At 44.1% G+C, this 827-nt stretch carries 2 protein-coding genes; both read right to left on the bottom strand.

What is annotated here, in order from left to right; all coding sequences use genetic code 11:
* Positions 1 to 196: 196 nt before the first annotated feature.
* Positions 197 to 598 carry a VanZ family protein gene (locus R7Q48_RS26185; RefSeq protein ID WP_020838118.1) on the bottom strand — a complete coding sequence of 134 codons (402 nt, stop codon included), beginning with the start codon at positions 596 to 598 and terminating at the stop codon, positions 197 to 199.
* 2 nt (positions 599 to 600) lie between these two features.
* A partial coding sequence (locus R7Q48_RS26180) for a polysaccharide biosynthesis C-terminal domain-containing protein (RefSeq protein WP_318133106.1) occupies positions 601 to 827 on the bottom strand: 227 nt, incomplete at its 5' end.

Here is an 827-nt window from a genome sequence, read left to right as displayed (position 1 = left end):
GAAGTGATCAATGGCGTGAGAAATTCGAAAAAGGTAATTTTCGAAGTGATCAATGGCGTGAGAAATTCGAAAAAGGTAATTTTTGTTGGATGAGATGACATGAGGCTCTCTTTTCTCCGGGGTATTTGGCAAGAATATATACCCAAATAACCCAAAGGTGTTTGCCTAACAACAGGTGCGTCACCTGCCGGAGAGTTTATGCACGAGAGCGAGATGCTCGAAAGAGGGTAATCGCTTTGGCACCAAAATACCCTAGGATCATACCAATCCAGTTGGTACTCAAATCGTCAAAGCTGAATGAACGGCTTTCAATAAACAACTGGCTAAATTCTTCCGCCGAGATGATCAGTAGTAAGCAAAACAGCAGTCGAATCCCGAACGCATCCATTTTGGTTGCGTGGGTAAAGCGAGGGAAGGTAAACACAGCGAGAAAACCAATCAACATGCTAAACGTAAAATGCAGCGTGCTTGAGCCTCCAACATAGTTTTCCATATTCAGATAAACGGCATGATTTAGCTCTGAACTCTTCCACAAAGAAAGGCCGATTGTAAGTAGTGATATAGAAATAAAACCTAAACGTGCGATCGTCGAAGTCATCGTTACCCCACAGGAAAGAAGCCTAAATAGCGTTTTACAAAATAGAGCGCGGCAAGGTTTTGTATCGCCATGCCGATCGCCATTGCCCATGCAGCCCCCAGAACGCCGTAGCTTTGGCTAAGAAAAACCAAAAGAGCGATGGAAATAGTGCCTGAACAAATCGTGATGTATTTCATCGTTCTCTCATGGCCGCTCATTAGCAATAAAAATCCTACTGAGCCAGTGGCGC

Source organism: Vibrio sp. 378, assembly GCF_033339435.1.
The sequence above is the reverse complement of the archived record's forward strand: the minus strand, read 5'-3'. Positions and strand labels throughout refer to the sequence as shown.

What these genes read in the sequence shown, in the direction of transcription:
- R7Q48_RS26185 (WP_020838118.1), bottom strand. Translation starts at nt 598, where the DNA reads ATGACTTCGACGATCGCACGTTTAGGTTTTATTTCTATATCACTACTT.